Source organism: Nocardia sp. FBN12 (assembly GCF_054031145.1).
On sequence record NZ_CM132926.1, the window covers coordinates 4,716,885 to 4,740,797 of the forward strand.

General features: G+C 68.4%; 24 protein-coding genes. 16 read left to right on the forward strand and 8 right to left on the reverse strand.

The annotated features are described in order from the left end of the window. The first annotated feature begins 553 nt into the window (after positions 1-553). The 8 genes from ACWZHB_RS22380 to ACWZHB_RS22415 all read left to right on the forward strand — a co-directional run bounded on the left by ACWZHB_RS22380 (position 554) and on the right by ACWZHB_RS22415 (position 7,967). Positions 554-787: a WhiB family transcriptional regulator gene (locus tag ACWZHB_RS22380; RefSeq protein ID WP_133733920.1), complete on the forward strand. Its 234-nt coding sequence runs from the start codon at positions 554-556 to the stop codon at positions 785-787. 124 nt (positions 788-911) lie between these two features. Next, positions 912-1,394 carry a metallopeptidase family protein gene (locus tag ACWZHB_RS22385; protein WP_194826429.1) on the forward strand — a complete coding sequence of 161 codons (483 nt, stop codon included), beginning with the start codon at positions 912-914 and terminating at the stop codon, positions 1,392-1,394. Positions 1,395-1,519: 125 nt separating this feature from the next. Further along, on the forward strand, positions 1,520-1,894 hold the full coding sequence (locus tag ACWZHB_RS22390; protein ID WP_427909259.1) for a DUF3499 domain-containing protein: 375 nt from the start codon (positions 1,520-1,522) through the stop codon (positions 1,892-1,894). Positions 1,895-1,991: 97 nt separating this feature from the next. After that, a complete protein-coding gene (locus tag ACWZHB_RS22395) occupies positions 1,992-3,371 on the forward strand; it encodes a phosphomannomutase/phosphoglucomutase (RefSeq protein WP_427903793.1) in 1,380 nt (459 codons plus the stop codon). 136 nt (positions 3,372-3,507) lie between these two features. Further along, a complete protein-coding gene (locus ACWZHB_RS22400; protein ID WP_427903794.1) occupies positions 3,508-4,722 on the forward strand; it encodes a tobH protein in 1,215 nt (404 codons plus the stop codon). Then, complete coding sequence (gene manA / locus ACWZHB_RS22405; RefSeq protein ID WP_427903795.1) at positions 4,722-5,939, forward strand: mannose-6-phosphate isomerase, class I; 1,218 nt, start codon at positions 4,722-4,724, stop codon at positions 5,937-5,939. Before ACWZHB_RS22400 ends, manA begins: the two co-directional genes overlap by 1 nt. A 77-nt stretch (positions 5,940-6,016) precedes the next feature. Then, positions 6,017-6,931 carry a cation diffusion facilitator family transporter gene (locus ACWZHB_RS22410; RefSeq protein ID WP_427903796.1) on the forward strand — a complete coding sequence of 305 codons (915 nt, stop codon included), beginning with the start codon at positions 6,017-6,019 and terminating at the stop codon, positions 6,929-6,931. A gap of 82 nt (positions 6,932-7,013) precedes the next feature. Next, positions 7,014-7,967: a cation diffusion facilitator family transporter gene (locus ACWZHB_RS22415; RefSeq protein ID WP_427903797.1), complete on the forward strand. Its 954-nt coding sequence runs from the start codon at positions 7,014-7,016 to the stop codon at positions 7,965-7,967. Here ACWZHB_RS22415 and ACWZHB_RS22420 read toward each other — a convergent pair. Next, positions 7,958-9,427: a phytoene desaturase family protein gene (locus tag ACWZHB_RS22420; RefSeq protein WP_427903798.1), complete on the reverse strand. Its 1,470-nt coding sequence runs from the start codon at positions 9,425-9,427 to the stop codon at positions 7,958-7,960. The genes ACWZHB_RS22415 and ACWZHB_RS22420 overlap by 10 nt on opposite strands. A gap of 186 nt (positions 9,428-9,613) precedes the next feature. Then, a complete protein-coding gene (locus tag ACWZHB_RS22425) occupies positions 9,614-10,180 on the reverse strand; it encodes a TetR/AcrR family transcriptional regulator (protein ID WP_427903799.1) in 567 nt (188 codons plus the stop codon). Positions 10,181-10,288: 108 nt separating this feature from the next. Between ACWZHB_RS22425 and ACWZHB_RS22430 the strand changes: the two genes are divergently transcribed. Next, a complete protein-coding gene (locus tag ACWZHB_RS22430; protein WP_427903800.1) occupies positions 10,289-10,705 on the forward strand; it encodes a DUF4267 domain-containing protein in 417 nt (138 codons plus the stop codon). 64 nt (positions 10,706-10,769) lie between these two features. Then, a complete protein-coding gene (locus ACWZHB_RS22435; protein ID WP_427903801.1) occupies positions 10,770-10,988 on the forward strand; it encodes a DUF4287 domain-containing protein in 219 nt (72 codons plus the stop codon). Between the two features lie 110 nt (positions 10,989-11,098). Here the strand turns inward: ACWZHB_RS22435 and ACWZHB_RS22440 are convergent, their stop codons facing one another. After that, complete coding sequence (locus tag ACWZHB_RS22440) at positions 11,099-12,463, reverse strand: cation:dicarboxylate symporter family transporter (RefSeq protein WP_427903802.1); 1,365 nt, start codon at positions 12,461-12,463, stop codon at positions 11,099-11,101. A 97-nt stretch (positions 12,464-12,560) separates the two neighbouring features. Here ACWZHB_RS22440 and ACWZHB_RS22445 point away from each other — a divergent pair, with 97 nt between their 5' ends. Together ACWZHB_RS22445 and ACWZHB_RS22450 are read left to right on the forward strand one after the other, a co-directional pair. Continuing rightward, positions 12,561-14,114, forward strand: coding sequence for an ATP-binding protein (locus tag ACWZHB_RS22445; protein WP_427903803.1), 1,554 nt, complete (start codon positions 12,561-12,563; stop codon positions 14,112-14,114). Continuing rightward, positions 14,111-14,809 carry a response regulator gene (locus ACWZHB_RS22450; protein WP_427903804.1) on the forward strand — a complete coding sequence of 233 codons (699 nt, stop codon included), beginning with the start codon at positions 14,111-14,113 and terminating at the stop codon, positions 14,807-14,809. The genes ACWZHB_RS22445 and ACWZHB_RS22450 overlap by 4 nt, the downstream gene beginning before the upstream one ends. A gap of 88 nt (positions 14,810-14,897) precedes the next feature. On the opposite strand, the gene ACWZHB_RS22455 is transcribed toward ACWZHB_RS22450, so the two are convergent. The 3 genes from ACWZHB_RS22455 to ACWZHB_RS22465 form a co-directional block, all read right to left on the reverse strand. After that, complete coding sequence (locus ACWZHB_RS22455; RefSeq protein WP_427903805.1) at positions 14,898-16,226, reverse strand: cytochrome P450; 1,329 nt, start codon at positions 16,224-16,226, stop codon at positions 14,898-14,900. Positions 16,227-16,330: 104 nt separating this feature from the next. Next, positions 16,331-17,044: a TIGR03089 family protein gene (locus ACWZHB_RS22460; protein ID WP_427903806.1), complete on the reverse strand. Its 714-nt coding sequence runs from the start codon at positions 17,042-17,044 to the stop codon at positions 16,331-16,333. Between the two features lie 3 nt (positions 17,045-17,047). Then, a complete protein-coding gene (locus ACWZHB_RS22465) occupies positions 17,048-18,457 on the reverse strand; it encodes an LCP family protein (protein ID WP_427909260.1) in 1,410 nt (469 codons plus the stop codon). 226 nt (positions 18,458-18,683) lie between these two features. Here ACWZHB_RS22465 and rfbD point away from each other — a divergent pair, with 226 nt between their 5' ends. The 3 genes from rfbD to manB are packed head-to-tail and all read left to right on the forward strand — an operon-like array spanning position 18,684 to position 21,561. After that, a complete protein-coding gene (gene rfbD / locus ACWZHB_RS22470) occupies positions 18,684-19,535 on the forward strand; it encodes a dTDP-4-dehydrorhamnose reductase (RefSeq protein WP_427903807.1) in 852 nt (283 codons plus the stop codon). An 11-nt stretch (positions 19,536-19,546) separates the two neighbouring features. Then, positions 19,547-20,446, forward strand: coding sequence for a glycosyltransferase family 2 protein (locus ACWZHB_RS22475; protein WP_427903808.1), 900 nt, complete (start codon positions 19,547-19,549; stop codon positions 20,444-20,446). A gap of 35 nt (positions 20,447-20,481) precedes the next feature. Further along, on the forward strand, positions 20,482-21,561 hold the full coding sequence (gene manB, locus ACWZHB_RS22480) for a mannose-1-phosphate guanylyltransferase (protein ID WP_427903809.1): 1,080 nt from the start codon (positions 20,482-20,484) through the stop codon (positions 21,559-21,561). Positions 21,562-21,619: 58 nt separating this feature from the next. Here the strand turns inward: manB and ACWZHB_RS22485 are convergent, their stop codons facing one another. After that, positions 21,620-23,197, reverse strand: coding sequence for a carboxylesterase/lipase family protein (locus tag ACWZHB_RS22485; protein ID WP_427903810.1), 1,578 nt, complete (start codon positions 23,195-23,197; stop codon positions 21,620-21,622). 196 nt (positions 23,198-23,393) lie between these two features. On the opposite strand from ACWZHB_RS22485, the gene ACWZHB_RS22490 reads away from it, so the two are divergent. Continuing rightward, complete coding sequence (locus ACWZHB_RS22490) at positions 23,394-23,615, forward strand: FmdB family zinc ribbon protein (RefSeq protein WP_427903811.1); 222 nt, start codon at positions 23,394-23,396, stop codon at positions 23,613-23,615. 6 nt (positions 23,616-23,621) lie between these two features. On the opposite strand, the gene ACWZHB_RS22495 is transcribed toward ACWZHB_RS22490, so the two are convergent. Continuing rightward, complete coding sequence (locus tag ACWZHB_RS22495) at positions 23,622-23,897, reverse strand: SelT/SelW/SelH family protein (RefSeq protein WP_427903812.1); 276 nt, start codon at positions 23,895-23,897, stop codon at positions 23,622-23,624. Between the last annotated feature and the right edge of the window lie 16 nt (positions 23,898-23,913).

Sequence of the window (23,913 nt, forward strand, 5' to 3'; positions counted from 1 at the left end):
CCTAGTGACCGAGGGTTGCCGACTGATTTCGCGCCGAATTCCAGCGAAGTTGCTGATCATTTGCCACAGCACATAACAAGATCAACACGAAAGGCGGGTGCGGAGTGTAACGGAAGGGTGACGGCGGGTTGACCACCGGCAAGTGCGGCGTGTCTAATCACAGACATGTCATTCCGGTCACCGCGAGAGGGCATAGCGCGGGGGCGTTTGCGAGAGGGTTCCAACTCGCCTGAAAAGGCCACCGCGCGAGGACTTGGCGCACGGGTGGGGTTGCGAGCGGGTTCCAACTCGCCGGAAGGCAGGCTCGGGGAAGCCCGCGAGACTACGTCGCGGTGTTGGGCCGTCGGGGTTGTATCTGGTCCGACGGAAAGAATCATTCTGCGCTAACACATAGTGAGGAGGCGGAACGATGACCGAAGATCTGGTCTCGCCGACCGATTCCACAGCAGGCGCAGCTCACGCTGTCTGCGCTGACATGAGCTGGCAGGAACCGGACGTGGTAAGCGAAGTCGCGGCTCCCCGGCTGAGTCTGGTCGTGCCGGGCTTCGACGAAATGTTCGAGTCGATCGAAGAGCAGTGGCAGGAACGTGCCCTCTGCGCTCAGACCGACCCCGAGGCGTTCTTCCCCGAGAAGGGCGGCTCCACGCGTGAGGCCAAGCGAATCTGCTTGGGCTGTGAAGTACGTGACCAGTGCCTGGAATACGCACTGGCACATGATGAACGCTTCGGCATCTGGGGCGGTCTCTCGGAACGAGAGCGTCGCAGGCTGAAGCGCGGAATCGGTTAAGTGACTGTTCGAAAGTAGACTCTCTCCAGGCCTGGCCCGGAGCCACGCAGGCGCAGTACGTCGGTGTCTCCGGGCGAACGCCCTTGTTGATCTTCACGGTGCAGGCGAGAGAGGTGAAAGACCCATGGCACGTTCCCGGCGTCATTCCCCGGCACCCACCGCCCGTTCGGTGACCCGCCGCGGCCGCGGTGTTCGTGGCCCCATGCTCCCGCCGACGGTGCCCGCGTGGCGCACCAGAGGGCAGAAATTCGATCGGCTCGTGCTCGAGGCCTTCGCTCCGCTGGACACCCGCTGGCACGATCGCCTCACCAAGCTCGATATCGCCGTCGACGATGTGCCGAAAATCCGTCCGCTGCATCCTGATTCGGTCACCTGGCCGGACGAGGTCGTGGCCGACGGCCCGGTGCCACTGTCGCGGCTCATCCCCGCCGGCGTCGACCGGCACGGTGCGGCCACTCGCGCCAGGGTGGTGTTGTTCCGCAAGCCGCTGGAATTGCGGGCGGCCGATCCGGACGATCTGGTCGAGTTGCTGCGCGAGGTACTCGTGCAGCAGATCGCGACCTACCTCGGCGTCGACCCCGATCTGATCGATCCCGAGCCCGAATAGGCCTCGCCCGCCGGTGCGCGCCAGACCGGCGAACGGTGCGCGACTGGGCCCTTTCCGGGCCCTTTTAGGGCGTGTCCGTCTCCACTTTCCGCGCGTGGAGGGCTAATCTCGACGTCGTGATCCCTATGCGTCGTTGCTGCCGACCCGGCTGCAAGAACCCGGCTGTAGCGACGCTGACTTATGTGTACTCCGACTCGACCGCCGTCGTCGGACCCCTGGCCACTGTCGCCGAACCGCATTCCTGGGATCTCTGCGAGACGCACGCCTGCCGCATCACCGCGCCCAAGGGCTGGGAACTGGTCCGCCACGAAGGCGGCTTCTCCTCGAGCACACCCGACGACGACGATCTGACGGCACTGGCCGAAGCGGTCCGCGAAGCGGGCCTACGCCGCCGCCCCGCCGAACCCGACCAGCCGGGCTACCGCGACAACGCCCCCGCCGCCCCACGCACCGCGCGCACGGGCCGCCGCGGCCACCTCCGCGTTCTCCCGGACCCCTGACCCAGCCGAGCGCTCCCCACGCAGGACCTGCCGAACACGGTCGAGCTAGGCGGACCTGTACGGCCGAAGTCGCGGAGAGGCGGATAGGCTTGTGCGCATGACGACCCTCGCGCGCTCTGGCGAACTCGTGAATGCCGTGATCAAGGCTTATGACGTCCGCGGGGTGGTGGGCGAGCAGATCGACGAGGCGTTCGTCAGCGACGTAGGCGCTTCCTTCGCCCGCCTGATGCGCGCCGAGGGTGCCGAGCGCGTCGTGATCGGCCATGACATGCGCGAATCCTCCCCCGCCCTCGCTGCGGCTTTCGCGCAGGGCGTGCAGGTCCAGGGCCTCGATGTGGTGCACATCGGCCTCGCTTCCACCGACCAGCTCTACTTCGCCTCCGGCAAGCTCGGCTGTCCCGGCGCCATGTTCACCGCCAGCCACAATCCGGCGAAGTACAACGGCATCAAGCTGTGCCGCGCGAACGCCCTGCCGGTCGGCCAGGACACCGGGCTGGCGACCATCGCCGCCGAGGTCATCGAGGGCGTGCCCGCCTACGACGGCGCGCCCGGCGCGGCGACCACCACCGATCTGCTCGCGGACTACGCGACCTACCTGCGCGAACTGGTGAACCTCGACGAGATCCGCCCGCTCACCATCGCGGTCGACGCGGGCAACGGCATGGGTGGCCACACCGTGCCCGCCGTGCTCGGCACGCTCGGCCCGATCACGATCGTGCCGCTGTACTTCGAACTCGACGGCTCGTTCCCCAACCACGAGGCCAACCCCCTCGACCCGAAGAACCTCGTCGACCTGCAGGCACTTGTCCGTTCCAGCGGCGCCGACATCGGCCTTGCCTTCGACGGCGACGCCGACCGCTGCTTCGTCGTCGACGAGCGCGGCGAGCCGGTGTCCCCCTCGGCCATCACGGCCATCGTGGCGCAGCGTGAGCTGGCCAAGGAGCCGGGCGCGACGGTTATCCACAACCTGATCACCTCACGGGCGGTGCCCGAGCTGGTCGAGGAGCTGGGTGGCAAGCCGGTGCGTACCAGGGTCGGGCACTCGTTCATCAAGCAGGAGATGGCCTCGACCGGCGCGGTGTTCGGCGGCGAGCATTCGGCGCACTACTACTTCCGCGATTTCTGGGGTGCCGACTCGGGCATGCTGGCCGCGCTACACGTGCTGGCCGCGCTCGGCGAGGGCGAGCGGACCGTCTCGGATCTGATGGCCGCCTACGACGTGTACGCCGCCTCTGGCGAGATCAATTCGACCGTGTCCGATGCGGCCGATCGCACCGCCGCGGTGCTCGCCGCGTTCGCCGACCGCACCGAATCGGTCGACCGGATGGACGGCGTCACCGTCGATCTGGGCGAGCACGCCTGGTTCAACCTGCGCGCCTCGAACACCGAGCCGCTACTTCGACTCAATGTCGAGGCCGGATCGCAGGCCGAAGTAAACGCACTCGTGACCGAGATCCTGAGCATCGTCCGCGCCTGACTGGGAAGATGAAACCAGTACCCGTGGAATCACATGCCCGGTATTCGGCGACGGCGGATTACGAGCATTGCCGGTGCCCGGCTGGAATAGTGGAGTCACAGACGACACAGCGCGATGAGGGGAGGTGGATTCGGCGATGATCGCTGGAACACCGGTATTCGACCTCGACGACGCCGAGTCGCTGGCGGCGGCCGACACCGGCGGCGCCCTGCGCTCGGCTGCCTCGGGCGGCGCCCAGGTGCGGGCCACCGCCGCGGCGGTCGCCGAAACCTCGCTCATCGAACGGCTCGCCGACCTGCGCCCGCGCAGCCTGGTACTGGTCGCGGGCTCGGGTCGCGCCGCGCGCGCGGCCGGGCTGCTCGTCGCCACGCTCGGCGACCGCGCCGGGCTGCCGATCGTGGCCGTCACCGCGCTGCCGCCGTGGGTCGGCCCGCTGGATGTGGTGCTGGTAGCCGGCGACGACGCGGGTGATCCGCGCCTGATCGACGCCGTCGACCGTGCCCTGCGCCGCAGCGCCGAGGTGGTGATCGCCGCGCCCAACGAGGGTCCGTTGCGCGCGGTGGCCGCCGGTCGCGCGATCGTGCTCGAACCGCGGGTGCCCGTGCTCGACCACAATCGGCTGTTGCGTTTCCTCGCGGTCGGCATCGCGGTGTTGCGCGGTGTCGACGCCCAGCGCAGCGGCCCGGCCACGCCCGATCTCACCGCGCTGGCCGACATGCTCGACGCCGAAGCGTTACGCGACGGCCCGACCAACGAGGTCTTCCATAACCCGGCCAAGACCCTCGCCGCGCGCATGCACGGTGTCGGAGTCGTCCTCGCGGGCGACTCCCCCGCCGCGGTCGAACTGGCCGGGCACGGCGCCGAGGTGCTGCTGCAGTCCGCGGGCAGGCTGGCTTCGGCGGCCGATCTCGCCGACGCCGTCGCCGCGGTCGGTCGCCTGGCCGCGACCACCGGTGGCACCGCGCCCGGCTTCGATCCGCTGTTCCACGACGAGGAGCTCGACGGACCCGCCCCGGTCGACCGGGTACGGGTGCTGGCCTTGAGCGTGCACCCCGATCAGGCCGCCGCCCGGCGCAAGCTCGCGGTCTTCGAGGGCGCGGGCGCGGGCTTGGTCGACGCCGATCTGGTCCATGCCGACGTCGACGTGCTGCAATCCCAGCTCGCCGACCCCGGCGCCATGATCGAGCGAACGGCTGCCGAATCCGCCGCGGGGGGCGGACACGGCAGCGAACTCGAGCAGCTGGCCGTGCTCGCGCTGCGGCTGGACATGGCCGCTGCCTATCTTCGGCTGATCGGTGCGCGCGGTACCGCCGCGCCCGAACCGGATCGATATGACGGGGGACGCTACTAGTGCAGGAACTCGTTGGTGCGCTGCGTTCTTACGCATGGGGGTCGCGCACCGCGCTCGCTCAGCTGTGCGGAAGGCCGGTGCCCTCGGCCCATCCCGAGGCCGAACTCTGGTTCGGCGCGCACCCGGCCGATCCCGCGCAGGTGAAGCTGGACTCGGGCAACCGCTCGCTGCTCGAGGTACTCACCGCCGACCCGGCGGGTGAATTGGGCGCGGTGGCCGATACTTTCGGCACCCGGCTGCCGTTCCTGCTGAAAATCCTCGCGGCCGAGGAACCGCTGTCGCTGCAGGCGCACCCGAGCTCGGCGCAGGCCCAAGCCGGTTTCGAACGGGAGAACCGCACCGGGGTGGCGCTGGATTCACCGCTACGCAACTACCGCGACGACAGCCACAAGCCCGAACTCGTTGTCGCGCTGGAACGTTTCGAGGCGCTGGCCGGGTTCCGCGACCCGCACCGCACCGTCGACCTGTTGCGCGCACTCGACGTCCCCGGTCTCAATGTCTACGCCGAACTGCTTGCCGCCCAGCCTGATTCGGCCGGGCTGCGCACGCTGTTCACCACCTGGATCACGCTGCCGCCCGCCGCCTTGTCGAAGCTGCTGCCCACGGTGCTCGAGGGCTGTGTGCAGTACCTGTCCGGTAAGGGCGCGCGGGAGTTCACCGCCGAGGTGCGCACCGCGCTCGAACTGGCCGAGGTCTACCCCGGCGACGCGGGTGTCCTGGCCGCGCTACTGCTCAACCGGCTGACCCTCGAACCTGGTCAGGCGCTGTTCCTCGCGGCCGGCAATCTGCACGCCTATCTGCGTGGGGTCGGCGTGGAGATCATGGCCAACTCCGACAATGTGTTGCGCGGCGGGCTCACCCCCAAGCACGTCGATGTGCCGGAGTTGCTGCGCGTCCTGGATTTCGAGCCGATCGACCTGCCGGTGATCGAACCCGAACCCGGCGACGACGGCGGTATCCGATACCACACGCCCGCACCGGAATTCGCACTGTGCCGCTTCGACCTCGGCGCCGAGGCCGAGCCGGTCGTGCTCGCCGACGCCGGGCCGGGCATCGTGCTGTGCACCGCGGGCACGGTCGAGCTGTCCGAGAACGGACGCACTCTCATCGTCGAACGTGGCAGCGCTGCCTGGATCTCCGCCGCCGACACCGACATCAAGGCGCGCGCGCTGCGCGGCCCCGCTCAGCTGTTCAGCGCCTGCGTCGGGGACAACTGATACCGACACCCACTTTCGCGCCTGCATCCGATTAGGCTGTGGCGAGTCGTGTTCAGTGAGCAGAAGGGCGGGCCGGCATGTCGGCTGGTGGTGGCAAGAAGGCGATCCTCGCGGCGTTGACGGCCAATGCGGGGATCGCGGTGGCGAAGTTCATCGGCGCGTTCATCACAGGGTCGGCGTCGATGATGGCGGAGGGCGTGCACTCGGTCGCCGACACTTCGAACCAGGGCCTGCTGCTGTTCGGGCAGCGCGCCGCCGCCAAGGACGCCGACGAGCTGCACCAGTTCGGTTACGGCCGCAACCGCTACTTCTACTCGTTCGTCGTGGCGCTGGTGCTGTTCACCCTCGGCTCGGTGTTCGCGATCTACGAGGGCATCCACAAGATCCAGCATCCCGAGGAGCTGAGTCAGCCGATCGTCGCGGTGGTGATCCTGGTGATCGCGATCGGCCTGGAGACCTACAGCTTCCTCACCGCGGTGCGCGAATCCAGGCCGCTCAAGGGCAATGCGAGCTGGTGGCAGTTCATCCGCAACTCGCGCAGCCCCGAGCTGCCGGTAGTGCTGCTCGAGGACACCGGCGCGCTGGTCGGTCTCGTGCTCGCCCTCGGTGGCGTCGGACTCACCATGGTCACCGACGACCCGATCTTCGACGGCATCGGCACCCTGTCCATCGGCATCCTGCTCGGCATCATCGCGATCGTGCTGATCATCGAGATGAAGAGCCTGCTCATCGGCGAAGGCGCCACCCCCGAACAGGGTCGGGCCATCCGCGAGAACCTGGTCGACGGCACCAAGATCACCTCACTGATCCACCTCAAGACCCAGTACATCGGCCCGGACGAAATGCTGGTCGCCGCCAAGGTCGCCCTCGCCCCGAACCTGGGCATCGCCGATGTCGCCGAGGCCATCGACGCCGCCGAGATGCGCGTGCGCGCCGCGGTCCCCACCGCCCGCCTGATCTACCTCGAACCCGACCTCTACCGGGTCAAATAGCGGCTGGCGCCGCGGTTCGGTGCCGACGACACGGTGAACGAGGTCAGGCGTCTGGGCGGGCACCGGCGGTACGGTGCCCGGTATGGCCGAGCAGGGTGGAGACAGCAAGGTCGCGATCCTCGCCGCGCTCGGGGCGAACGCGGGGATCATGATCGCGAAGTTCATCGGCGCGTTCATCACCGGTTCGTCGTCGATGCTGGCCGAGGCGGTGCACTCGGTGGCCGACACCGGCAACGAGGCGCTGCTGCTGGTCGGACGTAATCGGGCCGAGCAGCCGGCGGACACGCTGCACCCGTTCGGATATTCGCGCAATCGGTACTTCTACTCGTTCGTCGTCGCGCTGGTGCTGTTCGTGATGGGCAGCCTGTTCGCGATCAACGAGGCGATCCACAAGATCCGGTTCCCGGAAGAGATCGAGTCGGCCTGGGTCGCGATCGCGATCCTCGGTGTGTCGCTGATTCTCGAAAGTGCCAGTTTCGTCACCGCGCGCAAGCAGTCGGCGCTGCTCAAAGGCAAGAGTTCGTGGTGGCACTTCATCCGCAACACTCGTAATCCCGAACTGCCGGTGGTGCTGCTCGAAGACGCGGGCGCGATCACCGGGCTGATGTTCGCGCTGGCCGGGGTGAGTCTGTCGATGATCACCGGCGACGCGGTGTGGGACGGCGTCGGGACCCTGTTCATCGGCCTGCTGCTCGGCGTGAACGCCGTGATCCTGATCGTGGAGACCAAGAGCCTGCTGATCGGTGAGGGCGCGACGGCCAAGGACGACACCGCGATTCGGTCGGCGCTGCTGGCCGATCCGCGGGTCGAGCGCGTCATCCGGATGCAGACCCAGTACCTCGGGCCACAGGATCTGCTGATCAACGCCAAGATCGCGCTGCACGCCGGCCTCGACATCACGCAGGTGGCCGAGGTGATCGACTCCGCGGACGACCGCATCCACGCCGCCGTGCCGAACACGAGCACGGTCTACCTGGAACCCGATGTTTTCAAGCCGGACAAGGTCCACGACGCGCCGATGAAGCCCTACCGGTAGGCCGGTGCCTCGCCGCGCAACAGGTCGAGCGGGTCGGTGACGATGCCGAAACGGTTGCGCAGCAAGTGTTTCGCCGCGTGCAAGCCAGGCATCCCGTGGACGCCGGGACCCGGCGGGGTCGACGACGAACACAGGTACGTGCCCGGAATCGGTGTGGCGTAAGGATTCCAGCGAGCGATCGGCCGGAACACGGTCTGGCGCGTAGTCATCGCGCCCGCCGAGATGTCACCGCCGATGTAGTTGGCGTTGTGATCGGGCATGAAAGCCGCCGGTCGCACATGTTCAGCGAGGATCAGGTCGCGGAAGCCGGGGGCGAAGCGCTCGACCTGGTCGATCACCTGGTCGCTGATATCGCGGTCGGTTCCGTTGGGGACGTGCGCGTAGGTGTACAGCGTGTGCTGGCCAGCGGGTGCGCGAGTGGGGTCGACCACGCCGGGCTGAATCGCCAGGACGAACGGCCGATCGGCGAATCTGCCGGTGGCGACCTGGTGTTCGGCGTGCATGGCTTCGGCTCTGGTGCCGACCAGGTGCAGAGTGCCTGCCAGGTCGGCGCCCGGCGCGGCCCACGGCACCGGCCCCGACAGCGCGAAGTCGACCTTGCAGGCGGCGTTGCCGTACTGGAAATGCCCGAGGCCGTTGCGGTATCGCGACGGCAGCCGGTCGCCGGCGATGCGAAGGAGTTCGGCGGGCGAGGTGTCGAACAGCACGGCGCGCGCGGTCGCGAGCTCGGCGAAATCGTCGACCCGATGCCCGGTGATCACCTCGCCACCGAGCCGTTCGATCTCGGCGATCATCGCGTTCGGGATGGCCTGGCTGCCACCGCGCGGAACCACCCAGCCTCCCGCGTGCGCGAGGGTGCCCAGCAGCAGTGCCGCGCCGACCGCGGGGAAGGCCCGCGGTGAGGTGATGGCGTGGGCGGCCACCCCGCTGAACATCGCGGGCGCGACGTCACCGTGGAAGCGGTTGTCGGACAACGGGGATGCCTGCTCGAGCAGCCGGGTCGCGAACTTGATGCCGGTGCCGACGTGCAGCGGTGGGTGCCGCAGATCCGACATGGCCAGGTCGACCACCTCGGGCCAGTGCTCGACCAGCGGCGCGAACAGGTCACGCCAGGCCCGGCCGTCGCGGCCGAGGTCGGCGACCGTGGATTCCAGGTTGCGCCAGGCCAGTCCGGCGATCCCCCCGTCGAGCGGGTGTGCGTAGGAGACGGTCGGAGCGAGCAGTTCGACACCGTGCGCCTCGAGATCGAACGCGCGAAAGAACGGTGATGCCAAGGCCATCGGATGCGCACCGGCACAGATGTCGTGATGGAAGCCGGGCAGCGTCAACTCGGCCGTACGCGATCCCCCGCCCGGCTGCTCCTGCGCTTCGAGAACCCGCACCGACAACCCGGCGCGAGCGGCGATCACCGCTGCGGCGAGTCCGTTCGGTCCCGACCCCACTACTACGACTTCCGCCATTGCCGTCCCTCCGCACGTGTGCCTACCTGCTCCAACTTACGCGGGGCCGGTCCGCGCGCCGATGAGGTTTCACTCACCGTGCCGAGTACCCGCTCAGCGCCGAGCGCTATCGGTGACGGGCCCGGCAAGGTCTCCGCTGCCTGTCTGCGCTGGGGCGGGGCCCGCGCCAGCGCGCCGGCGCTCGATCTACACAGCCCCGTCGACGAGCAGGGCGATACGCCGTTCTCTCAGATCAGGGCGCAGCCGGCCGTTGCGCTCCAGCGTCGCGAGGCCGTGCAGGGAGGCCCAGGCGACTTCGGTGCGGGCCCCGAGTTCGTCGCCTTCGGCGTACGGGGTGAACATCGCTTCGAGTCCCGCGAAGGCGTCGCGCAGTGGCTGCGGAGCGTTGAGGCCGAATTCGAGGTCGGTCTTCTGCTCGAAGATGGCGTCGTAGCGGGCCGGGTTGTCGGTGGCGAAGTCGAGGTAGGCGCGGGCGACATTGGCGACGACCTCGGAGTGGGTGGTCGCGGCCGCCCTGGCCAGCTTCAGTTTCTCGGCGAACTCGGTGCAGCCCTGCAGGGCCACGGCGCCGACGATCGCCGCCTTGTTCGCGAAGTGGCTGTAGAGCACGGGCTGGCTGTATTCGATGCGGTCGGCCAGTTTTCGGATGGTGACCGCGTCCCAGCCGTCCGCTTCGGCCATCTCGCGTGCGGCGTCGATGATCCGCTGATGGCGTTCGGCGCGGTCGCGTTCCTTGCGTTGCTGCGTACTCATGCTTGAAATTCTAGCAGCGCTAGACAAGGTAGCGAGGCTGAGTTATGGTTCTTCTAACACCTAGCGCCGCTAGTTTTCAGAGCACAGTGAAAGATTCAGGAGCACACCATGACCACCTCGCGCATCGCCACCGCCCTCTCCCTGCTCGGCGGGCTCTTCATCATCTACGTCGGCATCAACTACCTGATCGCCCCGGAGGCGACGGCCGCGGGCTTCGGCCTCCCCGCGGTACCCCAGGGCGACGCGGTGGCGTTCCTGAACCTCAAGGGCGTCCGCGACATCGTCAGCGGCCTGGTGATCCTCGGCCTGCTGGCCACCAAGCAACGCTTCGCCCTCGGCGTCGCCATGCTGGCCACCTCGCTCACCCCGTTCGGGGACATGGCCACCGTCCTGAGCTGGCACGGCTCCACCGCCACCGCCTTCGGTGTCCACGGCTTCACCGCGGTACTGGTCGCACTGGCCGGCGTGCTGCTCATCCGTGAACGCCGTGTGAGCTCGACCGAACGCCAGCTCGTCACAGCCTGACGATGAATTCTGTCCCGCCGCACCGTCTTCACCGATAACGAACACCCGTCGAGGAGGAACCACCATGGCGAACGCGCCGCACGGACCCGCGTCCTACTTCCCCACCATCGAGACCAAGTACGGGCGCTCCGTCGACGAGTGGTTCACCCTCCTCGACGCGGCCGAGCCAACCGGGCACACGGCACTGGTCACCTGGCTGAAGTCAGAACACGGCCTCGGCCACGGCCACGCCACCGCCCTCGTGCAGTTCCACCTCAACCCGGGCAAGTGGTCCAGGATTTGACTCCCCCAGTCGGCATACGATTCGGATCACGGAGCCCCTGCTCGAGAATCTGACCCGATGAATCACCGAAAAGGCCCCGCGAGTTCTCATCGCGGGGCCTTTCGGCTGTCTCACTGCGCGTCGACAGCCTGTACTGGAACAGGTTTCGTGATGTCGACCGGGTGGTCGACATCGTGGTCGTCAACCATCGTCTCCTCGTCGAACGGCAGTTCACGGTCGAGCACCCGCCGGGTCCGGTCCGCGTCGACCGTCTTGGTCCAGGTTCCGATGAGCAGCGTCGCCACCGCGTTACCCGAGAAGTTGGTCAGGGCACGGGCTTCGGACATGAAGCGGTCGATGCCGACGATGAGGCCGACGCCGTCCAGCAGGTCGGGGCGGTGGCTCTGCAGGCCGCCGGCGAGGGTGGCCAGGCCGGCGCCGGTGACGCCCGCGGCGCCCTTGGACGCGATGATCATGAACAGCAGCAGGCCGATCTGTTCGCCGAGGTTCAGCGGTTTGCCCATGGCGTCGGCGATGAAGATCGAGGCCATCGTGAGGTAGATGGCGGTGCCGTCGAGGTTGAACGAATAGCCGGTCGGCACAACAACACCCACTGTCGTCTTCTCCACGCCCGCGTGTTCCATCTTGGCGATCAGTCGCGGCAGCGCGGACTCCGACGACGAGGTCGCCACGATCAGCAGGTACTCGCGCGACAGGTACCGGCACAGCTTCAGGATCGAGACGCCCGAGACCATGCGCAGGATCACGCCGAGCACACCGAACACGAACACCAGACACGTCAGGTAGAACGCGATCATCAGCGTCGCCAGCTGCACCACCGCAGACCAGCCGGTGCGGCCGACCACGTTGGCGATCGCGCCGAACGCGCCGATCGGGGCCAGCCACAGGATCATCGACAGGATCCGGAAGACAAGTTTCTGCATCAGCGAGACCGCTCGCAGGATCGGTGCGCCTGTCTCGCCCATCGCCTGCACGGCGAACCCGACCAGCAACGCGACGAACAGTGCTTGCAGCACGCTGCCCGCGGTCAGCGAGGACACCAGCGTGGTCGGCACGATGTTCTGGATGAAGTCCCACGTGCCGCCCGCGCTGTGCGCCTGATCGGCGTACTTCGCACCCGCGCCCGAGGCCGTGACGTTGAGCCCCTCGCCCGGATCGATCAGGTTGCCGACCACGAGCCCGATGCCGAGCGCGACCGTCGACATCGCCAGGAAATAGCCGATGGCCAGGCCACCGACTTTGCCGACGGTGGCGGCCGCGCGGACCGACCCGATGCCCAGGACTATCGTGCAGAAGATCACCGGCGCGATCATCATCTTGATCAGGTTCACGAACAGGGTGCCGAGCGGCGCCAGTGACTGACCGAATTCCGGTGCTACCCGGCCGACAATGACGCCGGCCACGACGGCGACGATCACCGCGATATACAGCCAATGGGTATGGTCGCGTTTCCGTGGTGCGGTGGTATCGCTCATGCCGACGAGCATGAGGAACTATTGTGACGGCCGTCACTTTGTTCCATAAGGTTCATATCGGTGCATAACGTTCAGAAATCCAGGTCGGAGGCAAGAGGTGCGACGAGGACGACTGTCGCTCGCGGGACAGGCCTTCGTATGGCAGCTGGTGGTGCTCGCGCTGCTCATCGCCGTCGGCACGATCCTGGCCGTGCTCGATGCCAGACGCGACCATGATCTGGCCGCGGAAATGCAGGTCAGGGATGTCGCGGTGACGGTGGCGCGGTCGCCGTCGACTCTGGCCGCGGTGAACTCGCCCTACCCGAGCGGGCTGCTGCAGCCGACCACCGAGCGGATCAGAGCGGCCACCGGCATGGACTTCATCGTCGTGATGGCGCCCGACCGCACGCGCTACACCCACACCAACCCCGACCTGATCGGCAAGCCGTTCGTCGGCAGCATCGACGGTGCGCTGGCAGGCCAGACGCTGACCGAGACCTTCACCGGCACCCTCGGCCCCTCGATCCGCGCGGTCACTCCGGTCTACGACAACGGCCGGGTGGTCGCGCTGGTCTCGGCGGGGGTCACCCGCGCCAAGATCAGCACCCAGGTCGCCACCCAGCTGCCCCTGATCCTCGGGGTGGCCGCGATGGGTCTCGCGTTGGCCGCGCTGTCGTCGTTCCTGATCAGCCGCAGGCTGCGCCGCCAGACCCACGGGCTGGCCCCCGACGAGCTGCGCGCGCTCTACGAGCACCACGACGCGGTCCTGCACTCCGTGCACGAAGGGTTGGTGGTGTTCGGTGCCCAAGCCGAGGCGGCGGAGGTGGTCAACGATCAGGCGCGCACCCTGCTGGACCTGCCCGACGGGCCGGTCCTCCGCAGCGACCTGCCGGTTTCGCTGCAGCAGATGAGCGGTGGCGTGGTGCGCGACGAGACGCACGTGACCACCGACCGCATCCTGCTGGTCAACCAGGACCTGGTGAGCTGGGAGGGCCGCGAGATCGGCACCGTGCTCACCATCCGCGATCAGACCGAACTGCGCGCGGTGCTGGGTGAGCTCGACTCGGTGCGCGGCTTCGCCGAATCGCTGCGCGCCCAGGCCCACGAGGCGGCCAACCGGCTGCACACCGTGGTCACCATGGTCGAGCTGGGCCGCCCCGATGAGGCGGTGGCCTTCGCGACCGAGGAACTCCAGCTCTCACAGGTCCTGATCGACCGGTTGCTGGCCGCTGTCGGTGACGCGGCGCTGGCCGCGCTGCTGCTCGGCAAGGTCGACCAGGCCGCCGAGCGCGGCGTGAGCCTGGCCATCAGCGAGGACACCGCGCTGGACTCCACCGATCCGCTCTCGGCGCACGAGACCGTGACCCTGGTCGGCAACCTGATCGACAATGCGATCGATGCGGCCGCGGGCACTGTCGACAAGCGCGTCGAGGTGTCGGTGTGTCACCGCGACGGCGCGCTGTGGGTGCAGGTGTCCGACAGCGGGCCCGGTATGTCGGCCCAGATGTTCTCGCGGGCCGCCGAACGCGGCTACACCACGAAATCCGACCACGCGGGCCTCGGCCTCGCTCTGGTGCACCGCCTCGTCGATCGACATCGCGGCACCATCACCACCACGGCCGCACCACACAGCGCGGTCATCGTTCGCATTCCGCTGAGGGAGAAACCATGATCCGGGTCCTGATCGTCGAGGACGAGCCGTTGATCGCCCAGGCCCATCGGGCCTATCTCGAACGGCTCGACGGTTTCGTCACCGGTGGGCTCGTGCACACCGGGCGCGACGCGCTGCGGGTGGCGGCCGAGGCGATCGCCGACGGCAATCCGTTCCACCTGGTGTTGATGGATATCGGGCTGCCCGATATCAGCGGGCTCGATGTGGCCGCCGCGCTCAACGGGCTCACGCCCCGTCCCGATGTCATCGCGATCACCTCGGCGCGCGAGCTGAACATGGTGCGCAGCGCGGTGGCGCACGGTGTGGTGCTGTACCTGCTCAAGCCCTTCACCTTCGCCGCCTTCCGCGAAAAGCTGGAACGTTACCGCGATTTCAACACCGCGCTGCCCGCGGGCGAGGCGGCACTGTCGCAGTACGACATCGACCGCGCGCTCGGCGCGCTGCGCACCGCCGACCAGAAGGCCGGCGCGCCGAAAGGCGTTGTGCAGCACACCCTCGAGGAGGTCTCACGGGCGGTGCGCGCGACCGAGACCGGCATCACGGCCACCGATGCCGCTGCCGTCGTTGGTGTTTCGCGCATCACCGCGTGGCGATACCTCGAGAAGCTCGCCGACGACGGACTCGCCGAACGCCGTGCCGATTACGGGCGCGCAGGTCGCCCGAAGACCCGCTACCGCTGGCGCGCGAGCACGTAGGCGACCGAGCGGGGCTTCGTTACGAACGAAACCCATTCGACCGGACCGGGACTCACCAGCGCCCCCGAGCCCGACGATCGCCACCGACTCAGGCGGGACGCGAGGCACCTGCCAAGTCGTCGGGCGCCGGCGTTCGCGCGACAGGTCCGAGGTCGACCGGCATATGTTCGAAACCGTGCAGCGTGAACAGGTTTCGACGCGTCGGCTCGCCACGTAACCGCAGGTTCGGGTAACGGGTGTAGAGCGCGCGCAGGGCATGGACCGCTTCCATCCGGGCCAGGCTCGCACCGAGGCAGGCGTGGATGCCGCTGCTGAACGCCACGTGCTCCCTGAGATTGGGGCGGTCGATGTCGAAGCGGTGCGGGTCGGGGAAGACGGCCGGGTCACGGTTTGCCCCGGCCAGCGACAGGATCACCGTCGTCTGCGCCCGCACCAGGCCGCCCTCGATCTCGACATCCTCCAGCGCCTGGCGCGCGGTGGTCTGCACCGGCGGATCGAAGCGCAGCGTCTCCTCCACCACATCGGGCCAGCGTTGCGGATCGTCCTGCGCGAGCGCGAGCTGATCGGGGTACGCCGACAGCGCGGCCACCGCGTTGCCGATCAGATTGACCGTCGTCTCGAAACCCGCGCCCATCAGCAGACTCGCGCCCGCCTGCAGTTCCGCCAGGTTCAGCTCGCCCGAACTGACCAGGGTGGACAGGATGTCCTCGCCCGGCGCCCGGCGCAGGGTGGCGATGTGGTCGGCGAGGAAGTCGTCCATCTCCTCGATCGCGCGCATCGCGCCACGGTAGGACCGCCACGACGTGCCGATGTCGAGCAGGGGTGTCACCTTGTCGCCCCAATCGAGGAACCTGTCCCGGTCCGCGGGCGCGAAGCCGAGCATTTCGGCGATGATCGCGATCGGCACCTTGGCGGCGAAATCGGTGATCAGGTCGACCGATCCGTCGGCGGGCATCGCGTCGAGGAGTTCGGCGGTGACCACCTCCACCCGGTCCCGCAGCCTGGAGATGGCGCGCGGGGTGAACGCCGAGGCCACCGGCTTGCGCATGCGCGTGTGGTCGGGCGGGTTGATGACCAGCATCGACGGGGGCTCGACCGGGTTGGGTGGCACCGTGACCCGCTCGGCGAGCTTGCGCCACGGGGTGGGCAGATCGTTGCCGAGGGCGGGCCGCACGCCGAATCTGGGGTCGCGCAGAATCGCCCGAACCGGCGCGTGATCGAACGCGGCGTAGGACAGTGGCGTTTTGCGCAATCCGCCCGACCCGCGCAGTTCATCGATCAGCGGATAGGGATCGTGCAATCCCCGCCGACCGCTCAGCAACGTCGCGAACGGATCACCGCGACGCACCTGCCAGCGCAGGATCGCGCGCGGTGCCCCGTGTTCGGCCGACCATCGAACCCAGTACTGCGCGAACATCGCCACCCCTACCGTCGAAGCCGAGAACTTGCTTCCACAGTACGGAGCGGGTGTGACACGCGACACGTTCCCGAGGCGGAGCCGAACCAATACCCAGGTAGGAGCTAGCGGCGGACGGTCACCTTCTCGGTGACGACCCGATGCTCGATCGCACCCGGATCCGGATTGACGACCTGCACCAGCGAAGCCCCCGCGAACAGCACCGCGACGAACCCGTCGATCACTTCCTCGACCGTCTCCCACGGCGTACTCGAAAGCACCCGATCGCCTGCGGAAAACCCTTGCAGTGCGGCTGATTTCCGGGCCGTGGCCAGCACTTCGCTCACCGAGAGACCGTCGAGCGCCGCCCGGAAACCGCCGGGCAGGAACTGATCACCGTGCACCCGCACCGCGGTCGCGAAATCGGTGACGCCGACCGGAACGTCGCGGACCGGCGTTCCCATCGCGTCCAGCGACAGCACCGCCACCTCGTCGACACCATCGGCATCGTCGAGCCGGTCGGGTGTGACCAGCGCGAGGTCGGCATCGGGATCGGGTGTGAGCACCACTTCGGTTCCCGCCCACCAGCATCCGAGCAGCACCGCGGCGGTCTGCCAGTGCGCGGGCAACAGCACCGCCACCCTGGCGCCGGGGGTGAGCGCGAATTCGTCGCGGATCAGGTTCGCGGTCTTGGCGGCCCAGTTGGCCAACGTCAGCCCCGACAGTTCGATCCGGGCGCCGGTGGCGTCGTCGTACCAGGTGACGCGCGGTCCGGCGGGATCGCGTTCCAGAATCGGGTCGAGGAGGGCGTCGGTCAGGGTCGAGTTCGGCTCACGCATGGGTCAATTCACACATTTCGGTCCGTTCTGGCCTGCGTCGATCGGCGGGGCGGGCGGTATCGGTGTCGCGGTCGCAGTCGCGCCTGCATCGAACATGCCTGCCGCGGCTGAGCCCGGACCAGAGTAGTCGCTCGCCAGCACCACGCTCACCGTATCCGCCGACAGCGACGGATCCGCGACCACGGTGAGACCACCGAGCGCCTCGGCGACCGCCGCCGCCTTCGGATTGTCGGCGTCCGCGGCCAGCACCCGGCTCGAGCTCACGCTGCCGCCGGTGTAGTTGCCGACCGTGCCTTCCTTGAATCCCTTGCCCGTCAGCGCCGTCGACACCTTGCCCGCGAGCCCGGTGGCACCGCCCGCGTTGAGCACGCTCACCGTCACCGTCGACGGGTCGAGTTTCGGTCCGTCGTCGGCCTTCTCCTCGCCGACGAGCCCGGCGACGAAGCTCTGCACCGTCTTCGGATCGACCTTGACCACCGATTCCCCGTCCGAGGTCATGCTGTTGAGGTCGGAGACGGGAACGGTCTCGAATGCCACCTTGCCGCCGGACAGATCCTTGAGCTGCTGCAGGAAAGCCAGCACGTCCCAGTCCTCGTCGAGCACGACGGTGCGCCCGACCGCCTCGCTGATCTCGCTGAGCTTGCCCGGATTGGCGAGGGTCTTGGCATTGAGCATCTGGCCGACGAGTTGCGCCATGAACACCTGCTGACGCACGATCCGGTCGATGTCACCGCGTTCGAGGTCATGGCGCTGACGCACGAAGCTCAACGCCTCCTGACCGTCGAGACGCTGGCGCCCGGCGGGGAAGTCCGCGCCCGACATCGGTTCGTCCACCGCCTGATTCAGGCACACCTCGACACCGCCGACCGAGTCGGTGAGCAGCACGAAGCCGAGCAGGCTCACCTCGGCGTAGTGGTCGACGCTGATGCCGGTCAGGTTGGCCACCGATTTGATCAGCGCCTGCCGTCCCGCCTTGGTCGACTCGCGTTCCGCCTCGGCCTCGGACTTGCCGTCGGCGAGCAGTTCGGCGCGTTCGGTCTCCTTGGTCGAGCCGTACGCGGAGTTGATCTTGGCCTTGCCCTGGCCGCCGCCGATATCGACGTAGGAGTCGCGCGGGATGGAAATCGCGGTGGCCGAACGGCCGTCGTTGGGGACGCGGATCAACACGATGGTGTCGGTGTTGGTGCCCACCTCGTCGCCCGCGTGCAGCATGGCGCGTTCGGCTGTGGTGAGCGGATTGCCGTGCGCGTCGGTACGGCTGTCCACGCCGACCAGCAGGATGTCGACGGCGCCGTCGCGGCCACCCCCGAGACCGAGGCCACCGATCCGGTCGATATTGGCGATCAGGTTGTCGACACTGCGCCAGGCGAATCCGGTGAGGCACAGGACCAAGACCGCCGAGATCGCCACCATCAATTTGGCCGGGCCGAAGGTGCCCGCAGGCGCGCTGACCGGCCTAGTCGACTCTCGCACTCGTGCATCCTCTCGACGAACTCCGCGCCCGGTCCGCTCTTCCCCCCGGCAAACACCGCCGTGTCGTTGGCCCGGGCTCGTCCTCGGATACCGGCCATCACAGGCTAACCATTAGTTACCACACCGAGGCCCAACCGCAGGTGCCCCGGCGTGCCAGACTTGCGGCGTGAACGCCGATTTCCCCGCCCCCGCTCACCTGATCGTAACCGGCGCACGCGGTCTGCTGGGGCGACAGATCTCGCGGCTGGCACCGGCGGCGCGCGGCTTCGGGCGGGCCGAACTCGATATCACCGACCGCGGTGCCGTCGACGCCGTCCTCGTGCCGGGTGCCGTGGTGCTCAACTGCGCGGCCTATACCGCGGTCGACGCGGCCGAAACCGATGTCGAGGCCGCGTTCGCCGCCAATGCGACCGGACCGGCCGTGCTCGCGGCCGCCTGCGCGGACGCGGGTGCGCGGCTGATCCACGTGTCCACCGATTACGTCTTTCCCGGCACCGCGCGCACGCCGTACGAGCCGAGCGACCCCACCGGACCGCACACGGTCTACGGCCGGTCCAAACTGGCCGGTGAGCAGGCCGTGCTCGAGCTGGGCGCCCAGGTCGTGCGTACCGCCTGGGTGTACGCCGGTGTCGAGGGGGATTTCGTCGCGACCATGCGCAGGCTGGAAGCCGAACGCGACACCATCAGCGTGGTGAACGACCAGCTCGGCTCCCCCACCAGCGCCGCCGACCTGGCCGCGGCGCTCCTGGAATTGAGCACCCGTCCCGACACCCCCCGTGTGCTGCACGCCACCAATTCCGGCACCGCCACCTGGTTCGATCTCGCCGCGGCGGTTTTCGCCGACCTGGGAGCCGACCCGAACCGGGTATTGCCGTGCGCGTCCAGCGAATTCCCCAGACCCGCTCCGCGCCCGGCGTATTCGGTGCTGTCCCCGGCGGCCTGGGACGCGGCCGGCCTCACCCCCCTTCGCCCTTGGCGTATCGCACTCACCGACACACTGAGCCGGTTGTCCGACTAGGCTCCGCTCTCGTGAACGACGCAGCCGATTCTCCAGCCCCCGCCGGCCTTGCCGTGGTCACGGTGACCTATTCACCGGGTGAGCACCTCGAGCACTTCATCACCACCCTGGCCGACGCCACCAGCGAGAAGCCGCAGGTGATCCTGGCCGACAATGGCTCGACCGACGGCGTCCCCGAGCTGGTCGCCGAGGCCAACTCGCACGTCACGCTGCTGCACACCGGCGGCAATATCGGCTACGGCGGCGCCATCAACCGGGCCGTCGCCGAGATCGACCCGTCGATCGAATTCGTGATCCTGGCCAACCCGGACATCCGCTGGGGCGTCGACTCCATCGACAAGATGCTCGAGGCCGCAGCGCGCTGGCCGCGAGCGGGCGCGATCGGGCCGATGGTGCGTGAGCCCGACGGCAGCATCTATCCCTCCGCCCGTCGGGTCCCCGGCCTCGCCGACGGCGCCGGACACGCGATTCTGGGCTCGGTCTGGCCGAAGAACCCCTGGTCGGTGCGCTATCGCCAGGAGAACGAGCAGATCTCCGAGCGGGTGGTCGGCTGGCTGTCCGGCTCCTGCCTGCTGGTGCGCCGCGCCGCCTTCGACACCATCGACGGATTCGACTCGCGCTACTTCATGTACATGGAGGACGTGGACTTCGGTGACCGCATGGGCAAGGCGGGCTGGCACAATGTGTTCGTCCCGGACGCCGAGGTGACCCATGCCAAGGGCCACGCCGCGGGCAAGCATCCCGAACTGATGCTGCCCGCCCACCACGCCAGCGCCTACCGCTTCCAGGCGGACCGGCATCCGCACTGGTGGCAGGCACCGTTGCGGGGCGCGTTGCGGGCCGGACTTGCGGTTCGCTCCAAGATTGCGGTTCGATCGGCGCTGCGTGAGCAAGCGCGAACCGGTGCCTGAGTAGGCGCCGGTCCACTGTGAACAGGGGAAACTCGATGGCAGGCAATGCAGGCACCGACGCGGTCATTCTCGTCGGCGGACAGGGCACGCGGCTGCGTCCGCTCACCCTCTCGGCGCCCAAGCCCATGCTGCCGACGGCCGGGCTGCCGTTCCTGACCCACCTGCTGGCCAGGATCGCCGAGGCCGGGATCACCCACGTGGTGCTCGGCACCTCCTTCAAGGCCGAGGTCTTCGAAGAGCACTTCGGTGACGGCTCCGACCTGGGCCTCGACCTGGAGTACGTGACCGAGACCGAGCCGCTCGGCACCGGTGGCGGTATCCGCAACGTGCTGCCCAAGCTGCGCGCGGACAACGTGATGGTGTTCAACGGCGATGTGCTCGGCGGCACCGACCTCGGTGCGATCCTCGACACCCACGAGTCGACCAATGCCGACGTGACCCTGCATCTGGTCCGGGTCAGCGACCCGCGCGCCTTCGGTTGCGTGCCGACCGACGCCGACGGCCGCGTCACCGCGTTCCTGGAGAAGACCCAGGATCCGCCGACCGACCAGATCAACGCGGGTTGCTACGTGTTCCGCCGCGAATACATCGAGAAGATCCCCACGGGTCGTCCGGTCTCGGTGGAACGCGAGGTCTTCCCCGCGCTCCTGGCCGAGGGCGCCCGCGTGCAGGGCCATGTCGACGCCTCCTACTGGCGTGACATGGGCACCCCGGAAGACTTCGTGCGCGGCTCCGCGGACCTGGTCCGCGGTATCGCTCCCTCCCCGGCCCTGCCCGGCCAGCGTGGCGAGTCCCTCGTCCACCCCGGTGCCGGTGTGGCGCCGGGCGCGCTGCTCATCGGCGGGACCGTGGTCGGGCGTGGCGCCGAGATCGGCGCGGGTGCGCGGCTGGACGGCGCGGTGATCTTCGACGGCGCGGTGGTCGAAGCGGGCGCGACGGTCGAACGCTCCATCATCGGCTTCGGTGCCCGCATCGGTCCCCGCGCGCTGGTTCGCGACGGCGTGATCGGCGACGGTGCCAATGTCGGCGCCCGCTGTGAACTCCTGCGCGGCGCCCGCGTGTGGCCCGGAGTGGTCATCCCCGACGGCGGCATCCGCTTCTCCACCGACGTCTGATCCACCCGACGCCGGGTCATCGCCGATTTCCTCGGCCGGTGGCCCGGCGTCGTGCTGTTCAGCTGAAGCCGACGGCTTGGTCGCCCCAAGCGGTGTGCAGGTCGGCGTCGGGGTTGTCCACGACGCGGTCGATGGTGTCGATGAGCAGGGTGGTGCGGGCGGTGGGGCGGTAGTGCGGCCAGTGCTTGGAACCGTCGATCGCGGCGGGGACGCCGTGTTCGGCGAAGGCCAGCCAGCGACGCTGCATGCGACCCGAGACCGCGACCGAGGCTTTGCGCCCACCGAGCCAGAAGGTGGGGTCGTGGTTGAAGGTGCCGAAATTGCCGAAGACATAAGGCAATTCGGTGGCGTGACCCGCTCCGACCCTGGCCGCCTTCAACATCGGGGTCGCGTAGTCGAACCGGTACATCCAGGTCGGTGAATGCTGCGCATGACCCTCGGCCACCCAGGCCGCGGGCATCCGGAACGCCGCGTCGGTCGACATCGCCAGTGCCCCACGGGTTTTGGTGAGATCGGGGTAGGCCGAGGTGATCTCCGCGATCCGCTCGGGCGACATCTCCGGATGCGACGCGGCGACATCGCGCAGCATCGCGTTCACCGCGTCGGGCGTCACCGGCATGATCGGCGAGCGCAGCACCCGGAACAGCGACGCCTCATCGCGATTGGTCCCGATCAGCAGTGGCACCCGATGCGAATGCCCCTGCTGGAATCGGTCGATTGGATAGCCCGGCAACAGATCTCCGTCGACGACCGGTGCGGCGGCGAGCCTGCCCGGTTCCTTGATCGGTACCTCGTCCAGCAGCACCGCACCGACCTCGACGAGCTGCTCGATCGGCAACTCCAGCAACCGATTCGCCTCGCCCGGCCCGAGTTCCAGCAGTTCCAGGTACCGCTGGCCGACGACTGCGGCCCGCTCCTGCCCGAAAACCGTAGTGGCGGGCGGACTCTGCACGATCGCCTTGTGGAACAAACCGGCCCCGGCAGGCGAAGTGAGCAGCGCGGTCACGCACCCCGCGCCCGAGGACTCGCCGAACAGCGTCACATTGCTCGGATCGCCGCCGAACGCGGCGATATTGTCGCGCACCCACGCGAGCGCGGCGAGCTGATCGTGCAGGCCCAGATTCGCGGTGAACTGATCACCGAACGAGGACAGATCGAGGAAACCGAGCACCCCGAGCCGATAGTTCACCGAGACGACGACCACATCGCCGGCCTCGGCCAGCTTGCGCCCGTCGTAGATGGTCTGGGCGGCGGTACCGAGGCAGTAGGCGCCGCCGTGCAGCCACACCATCACCGGGCGCGGTTCACCGTCGCTCGGTTCGGGTCGCGGCGACCAGACATTGACCCACAGACAGTCCTCGCCCATCTGCAGATCGGAACCCACCGGCACCATCGCGCCCATGGCCTGCGGTGCGATGTCACCGAACACCACGCAGTCACGAACGCCGTCCCAGGGCTTCGGGGGCTCGGGCCTGGCGAATCGGGCAGGTCCGGCGGGTGCGGCGGCGTAGGGGACGCTGCGCCATACGGCGATCGGACCGTCCCAGGTTCCGCCTGCCAGTCCGTATTCGGTGTCCGCCAGTGGGTCGGCCTCGTGCGTCCGCGTGTCGGAGTCGAGATCGGGCTGAATGCTCATCGCACACCTCCTAGCCGGCGCGACCGCACGGGTGCCTGTGCATTTGCTCCCGCGGGCCGCAGCACCTGGTGACTTCCTACGAGAGTACGTGCGCACCGGGCGTGCGCGCGCCCTACGCGCCGTTTCCGCAGGTAACAGTTACTTCGCGGTACAGAAGGAAGCGGCTTCTCGTGCCGGTGCCGCTTACACTGGGCCGATGCCGAACTACAGCTTCCGGTGTCGCTCCTGCGGCGACACCTTCGACGTCAACCGGCCGATGGCGCAGTCCTCGGATCCGGCATCGTGCCCCCTCGGCCACGACGACACCGTCAAACTGCTCACCACCTTCGCGGCCGTGGGACGTGGCTCAGCTCCCACTCCCGCACCCGCACCTCGTCCGGCCGGTGGCGGTTGCTGCGGTGGTGGCGGTTGCTGCTGACCTGATTCACTCGCGCCGGTCGACGTGGCCGAGGTCGCGGTCGGGCGCGATCCGGTCGCGAACCCGCTGCTTGAGGATCGCGATATCGGGAAACCCCCCGTCCGCCTTGCGTTCCCAGAGTTGTTCACCGTCCAGGGTGATCCGGAAGATGCCGCCCTGCCCGGGAACCAGCGCCACCTCCCCGAGTTCGGCGGCGAACGTGGTCAGCAGTTCCTGCGCCATCCAGCTCGCCCGGAGCAGCCAGCGGCATTGGGTGCAGTACTCGATCGTGATACGGGGCACCACAGCAGTATCCCCG

What these genes read in the sequence shown, in the direction of transcription:
- ACWZHB_RS22380 (WP_133733920.1), top strand. Translation starts at nt 554, where the DNA reads ATGTTCGAGTCGATCGAAGAGCAGTGGCAGGAACGTGCCCTCTGCGCT.
- ACWZHB_RS22385 (WP_194826429.1), top strand. Translation starts at nt 912, where the DNA reads ATGGCACGTTCCCGGCGTCATTCCCCGGCACCCACCGCCCGTTCGGTG.
- ACWZHB_RS22390 (WP_427909259.1), top strand. Translation starts at nt 1,520, where the DNA reads ATGCGTCGTTGCTGCCGACCCGGCTGCAAGAACCCGGCTGTAGCGACG.
- ACWZHB_RS22395 (WP_427903793.1), top strand. Translation starts at nt 1,992, where the DNA reads ATGACGACCCTCGCGCGCTCTGGCGAACTCGTGAATGCCGTGATCAAG.
- ACWZHB_RS22400 (WP_427903794.1), top strand. Translation starts at nt 3,508, where the DNA reads ATGATCGCTGGAACACCGGTATTCGACCTCGACGACGCCGAGTCGCTG.
- ACWZHB_RS22410 (WP_427903796.1), top strand. Translation starts at nt 6,017, where the DNA reads ATGTCGGCTGGTGGTGGCAAGAAGGCGATCCTCGCGGCGTTGACGGCC.
- ACWZHB_RS22415 (WP_427903797.1), top strand. Translation starts at nt 7,014, where the DNA reads ATGGCCGAGCAGGGTGGAGACAGCAAGGTCGCGATCCTCGCCGCGCTC.
- ACWZHB_RS22420 (WP_427903798.1), bottom strand. Translation starts at nt 9,427, where the DNA reads ATGGCGGAAGTCGTAGTAGTGGGGTCGGGACCGAACGGACTCGCCGCA.
- ACWZHB_RS22425 (WP_427903799.1), bottom strand. Translation starts at nt 10,180, where the DNA reads ATGAGTACGCAGCAACGCAAGGAACGCGACCGCGCCGAACGCCATCAG.
- ACWZHB_RS22430 (WP_427903800.1), top strand. Translation starts at nt 10,289, where the DNA reads ATGACCACCTCGCGCATCGCCACCGCCCTCTCCCTGCTCGGCGGGCTC.
- ACWZHB_RS22435 (WP_427903801.1), top strand. Translation starts at nt 10,770, where the DNA reads ATGGCGAACGCGCCGCACGGACCCGCGTCCTACTTCCCCACCATCGAG.
- ACWZHB_RS22440 (WP_427903802.1), bottom strand. Translation starts at nt 12,463, where the DNA reads ATGAGCGATACCACCGCACCACGGAAACGCGACCATACCCATTGGCTG.
- ACWZHB_RS22450 (WP_427903804.1), top strand. Translation starts at nt 14,111, where the DNA reads ATGATCCGGGTCCTGATCGTCGAGGACGAGCCGTTGATCGCCCAGGCC.
- ACWZHB_RS22455 (WP_427903805.1), bottom strand. Translation starts at nt 16,226, where the DNA reads ATGTTCGCGCAGTACTGGGTTCGATGGTCGGCCGAACACGGGGCACCG.
- ACWZHB_RS22460 (WP_427903806.1), bottom strand. Translation starts at nt 17,044, where the DNA reads ATGCGTGAGCCGAACTCGACCCTGACCGACGCCCTCCTCGACCCGATT.
- ACWZHB_RS22465 (WP_427909260.1), bottom strand. Translation starts at nt 18,457, where the DNA reads ATGGTGGCGATCTCGGCGGTCTTGGTCCTGTGCCTCACCGGATTCGCC.
- manB (WP_427903809.1), top strand. Translation starts at nt 20,482, where the DNA reads ATGGCAGGCAATGCAGGCACCGACGCGGTCATTCTCGTCGGCGGACAG.
- ACWZHB_RS22485 (WP_427903810.1), bottom strand. Translation starts at nt 23,197, where the DNA reads ATGAGCATTCAGCCCGATCTCGACTCCGACACGCGGACGCACGAGGCC.
- ACWZHB_RS22490 (WP_427903811.1), top strand. Translation starts at nt 23,394, where the DNA reads ATGCCGAACTACAGCTTCCGGTGTCGCTCCTGCGGCGACACCTTCGAC.